This window comes from Microcoleus sp. (genome assembly GCF_049646505.1).
GTDB lineage: Bacteria > Cyanobacteriota > Cyanobacteriia > Cyanobacteriales > Microcoleaceae > Microcoleus.
The window spans coordinates 1-4,443 of the sequence record NZ_JBARVX010000559.1 but is presented as its reverse complement, the minus strand read 5'-3'; the positions used below and the strand labels follow the sequence as shown (position 1 = coordinate 4,443).

Sequence of the window (4,443 nt, the reverse complement as noted above, 5' to 3'; positions counted from 1 at the left end):
ACCTGCGGGTGAAAAACCGCCGCTGGTTGTCAAAAGTCACGGCGGCCCGACTGCTGCTACTTCTAGCAGCATGAATTTGAAAATTCAATATTGGACGAGTCGCGGTTTTGCTGTGCTTGATGTTAATTACGGCGGTAGCACTGGTTACGGTAGAGAATACAGAAGAAGATTGCAAGATAGTTGGGGAATTGTTGATGTTGATGATTGTGCTAACGGTGCTAAATATTTAGCTGAAAAAAATTTGGTTGATGGCGAGAGAATGGCGATCGCCGGAGGGAGTGCAGGGGGCTACACGACTCTGTGCGCTCTGACTTTCCGGGATGTATTTCAGGCCGGTGCTAGCTATTATGGGGTTAGCGATTTGGAGGCTTTGGCAACGGATACTCACAAGTTTGAGGCGCGCTATCTCGATGGATTAATTGGGCCTTATCCAGAACGTAAAGATTTGTATGTAGAACGTTCTCCGATTCATTCTGCTGAACGTTTATCTTGTCCGGTAATCTTTTTTCAAGGATTGGAAGATAAGGTTGTTCCGCCGAATCAAGCGGAAATGATGGTAGAGATTTTGAAAGCTAAAGGTTTGCCGGTTGCTTACGTTGCTTATGAGGGGGAACAGCACGGTTTTCGCCGCGCTGAAAATATTAAGAGAACTCTTGATGGTGAGTTCTATTTTTATTCTCGCGTGTTTAAGTTTGAGTTGGCTGAACCTGTGGAGGAAGTGCCGATTTACAATCTTTAAAACAAGTTAAGTTTGCAGTTGCTCTATTGGCGATCGAACGCAAATGCAAGGATTATCATAATTCGCAATTATTGAATGTGATTTAGTTCACAAATTATGTTGTTTGCTGTCACATTTATTTCTGTTTGGTGTCACTGATTTTAAGGAGATTTACATAGAAACTATGAAAGTGCGATCGCTCTTTAGTTACGGCTCAAAAGATCGATCGCCCTAGCGTCAAGTTGAGAGTCAATCGCCATGCAAACTCCTGTCAACCTGATTCCATCTGCTTTGGGCGAGTTGTTCGCCGAAGTGAATGATAATGGCTACATTACTTTAGCCGATCGCTACGGTTTGATGGCCGCTATTTTTGACGAGACTTTGACTGAGGAAGAGAGACGCTCGATCGATCGCCTTTTGCGTTCTGTGTGCCGGGGTAGGATAAAATTAGTTAACGAACTGTCTGCGATCGGATAAGCACTGACAACACCTTCACAAAACTCAGCCTCTCGTCCCTCTTTAAGAGACTAAGGAGTTAAGAAATAAAGGAAGTATTGAAACCTGATTGAGTATTACTGCTATTATCTAGGGTGCGCCTTACCCGCAGGAGCATCTCAGCTTATTATACCATTTTTCTAAAATCGTGCAACACTCTTCGACCCCCCCTAGCCCCACCTTGTAAAGGGGGGGGACAAGAACACTGTTGCATTCTTTTTTAAAATTGGTATTATTTTCAGCATTTGAGCGTGCGAACATTAATTAATAGCAACTCCCAAAACCAGTATTGGGCACGCAAGATACCTGATATCAATTGTGGTTGGACTCCTCATGAATGTTGACTGTTGACTGTTGACTGTTGAATGTTGAATGTTGATTGTTGACTGTTGACTGTTGACTGTTGACTAACAACCAATAACTAATAACAAATAACGAACAACCAATAACAAATAACAAATAACAAATAACCAATCACCAATAACCAATAACCAATAACCAATAACCAATAACCAATAACAAATAACAAATAACAAATAACAAATAACTTCTTCAAATCAAAAACCGAATAGTTACATAAATAGCAGCCACCACCAATTGCACCGCCATCACCGGAAGCCCGTAACGCAGAAAAGTTTGAAAAGAAATCCGCTGTCCGTACTGCTCCGAAATTCCCGCAGCCACTACATTAGAAGAAGCTCCTATCAAAGTGCCGTTTCCGCCTAAATTCGCCCCGTACATCATCGCATAAAACAGCGGCAGCACTTCGACTGGAAACTGCCCCGCAAAATCTGGATTCAGCACTTCTGTCGGTGCGAGGCCGACATTCACAACATACTGTTTTAACAGCGGCACCATCGCCACCACTAGCGGAATGTTTGGCACCACGCTCGACATCAAACCCACAAAAAATAACAAAGCTAAAGAACCCAGAAAAATATTTTTACCTAAAACAACTGCTAAAAATCCTGACAGATTGCCGATAATCCCGGTTTTTTCTAAACCGCCAATCAGCACAAAAAATGACATAAAAAATAACAGCGTGCTCCAATCTAAATCCCGCAAAATATTGTTAACAGTATCTATCTTGGAGTGGTGCGCTAAAAGCATTGCCAAACCAGCCCCCAACAAAGCAACCGCCGCCGGTGAAATTGGTATGGGTAGAGACTCTCCTACTACAAAAAATACCAGCACGAAAGCTGTGATTAAGCCGCCCACTGCTAAAATTCGCGGGTGATTGATTTTTGGCGCTGGCAAATTATCCCAATTGTCTAATTCTTTTCGCCAGATTTCGGGAAACAGCCAAGGTAATATAGCTACTAAAGCTGCTACTGATATCGCCCCGCCCAAACTTAATTTAGTTAGGTAATCTGCAAAGCTCATGTTGATAGCATCGCCGACAATGAATGTCGCCGGGTCTCCCACGATTGTCAGCAATCCCGAACTGTTAGCTACAAATACCATTAAAATTAGTAACGGTACAAAATCTACCCCGATTTCTTGAGCTATTGGCGGAATTAACGGTGCTAGCAGCATGACTGTTGTGGCATTGGGCAAAACTGCACAAATCGGGGTAGTAATCGCCACAATACCCAGCAACAAATTTTTGCCTTTTCCTTTAGCCAATAACACCATTTTAGTTGCCAAATAATCGAATAATTTGGTCGGCTCAAAGGCTCTCACCATGACCATGACTCCGAAAAATAAACCCAGGGTTCCGTGACTGCGACCGATATATTCGATCGCATTATTTAACGTCATAACGTGGGTAAAAACCAGAATCAGCGCTCCCAAAAAAGCTGCAACTGTCAGGTGTATCCATTCTGTAATTATTAAGAAAACTACACCGATAAAAGTTGCCGCAGCGATCGCAGCTTGTACGTTTTCCATTTAGTCCCCTGACAAAACTAAAGCTTAAAAATTAAAATCTCTGGTTGTCAGCGAACATACTACTTTTAAGCTGTTCTGTCAAGAGGTTTAAGTGTTACTTTTGGCAGAAACAAGCTGGAATCTAGTCATGGAGAGAGCAGCAGGGGCGAAAAAATCACCTCAAAACTAATTCTTTTGGCAGGGTTGCGATCGCCCGAAATTTGATATGGCGATCGGGCGATCGCTCAACTACAATGAAGCATGGGCAACATCTGCCAAACTCAACCCCCACGGAGACATCATGGACTACAGCCAAATGCTCGCCGACAAAACCGATACTATCCTCAAAAGCTGGATTGAAGCAGTACGTCAGGATCGGAACATTGAAAGTGCTGACACCTTACCGCACTCAGCGATCGAAAATCACATACCCCATTTGTTGGGGGCGATGGCCGCATTGCTTTCCCAATATAGCAACAGCGACATAAAATTAATAATTGAAGCCAGTTTAGATCACGGACTTCTTAGAGCCGAACAAGGCTACGACTCCGCAGAAGTAGCCAGGGAATACCATTTATTGCGTCAAGTAATATTCTCAGAATTAGAAACAGAATTGCTAGCAGGAACCACTGCCGAAGTATTCAAAGCTTTTCGCCTCATCGATGCCGTAATAGACGAAGCAATTGCCCAGTGTTTCAATAGCTACGTCGCTCAGAAGCTTCGGGAACTCCAACAAATCCAAAGTCAGTTACAACTCACAAATCAAGAGCTCAATCGCCTCGTCAGCGTCAACCAAGAAAACCTCTCGTATTTAGCTCACGAACTCAAAACACCTCTCAACTCAATCATCGGTTATTCAGAGCTATTTTTGCGAAAAGGAAGGGCGCAAACAGAAATCAAAGATACCCTCCCCGGCATCGAACACATCGAGCGAGTATTGCGTAACGGCAGACAGTTGTTGCGCCTGATTAACGACGCCCTAGAACTTGCTCGCGCCGATGCCGGCAAAATTAAACTTAACCTGCGGCAAACTAATGTACAATCTCTAATTAACACCGTAGTAGAAATGATGCAGCCAATTGCTGATGCTAAAGGACTAAAACTTGCTGTTACCAGCGACTGCGCCCCCAAACAAGTAGTCGCCGACGGACAGCGGCTGCAACAAATTGTCACCAACCTTCTGAGTAATGCCATTCGCTATACAGAATCTGGTAGCATTGAATTAAGTTGCAGCCGCGCTGGAGAAGCAAATTGGACGATCGCCATTACAGATACAGGCATCGGCATCGCCCCCGAAGATACCCACCGCATTTTTGACCCCTTTTTTCAAGCAGGAGAAGCCCGCAAACAGCAGTATCCCC

5 protein-coding genes are annotated in these 4,443 nt (G+C 43.9%); 3 read left to right on the top strand and 2 right to left on the bottom strand.

Annotated features, from left to right (window positions below; genetic code table 11):
• Together WBA89_RS26335 and WBA89_RS26330 are read left to right on the top strand one after the other, a co-directional pair.
• On the top strand, window positions 1-739 hold a 739-nt coding region (locus WBA89_RS26335; protein ID WP_424410600.1), incomplete at its 5' end, for an alpha/beta hydrolase family protein.
• Window positions 740-976: 237 nt separating this feature from the next.
• Entirely contained in the window at window positions 977-1,195 is a 219-nt protein-coding gene (locus WBA89_RS26330; protein WP_194065145.1) for a hypothetical protein, read from the top strand.
• Window positions 1,196-1,525: 330 nt separating this feature from the next.
• Here WBA89_RS26330 and WBA89_RS26325 read toward each other — a convergent pair whose 3' ends face one another.
• Window positions 1,526-1,672, bottom strand: a complete 147-nt coding sequence (locus WBA89_RS26325) for a hypothetical protein (protein WP_424410598.1) — start codon at window positions 1,670-1,672, stop codon at window positions 1,526-1,528.
• Window positions 1,673-1,765: 93 nt separating this feature from the next.
• Window positions 1,766-3,103: an ArsB/NhaD family transporter gene (locus WBA89_RS26320; RefSeq protein ID WP_424410597.1), complete on the bottom strand. Its 1,338-nt coding sequence runs from the start codon at window positions 3,101-3,103 to the stop codon at window positions 1,766-1,768.
• A gap of 205 nt (window positions 3,104-3,308) precedes the next feature.
• Between WBA89_RS26320 and WBA89_RS26315 the strand changes: the two genes are divergently transcribed.
• Window positions 3,309-4,443, top strand: a 1,135-nt coding sequence (locus WBA89_RS26315; RefSeq protein WP_424410595.1) for a sensor histidine kinase, incomplete at its 3' end; no start/stop codon positions are given.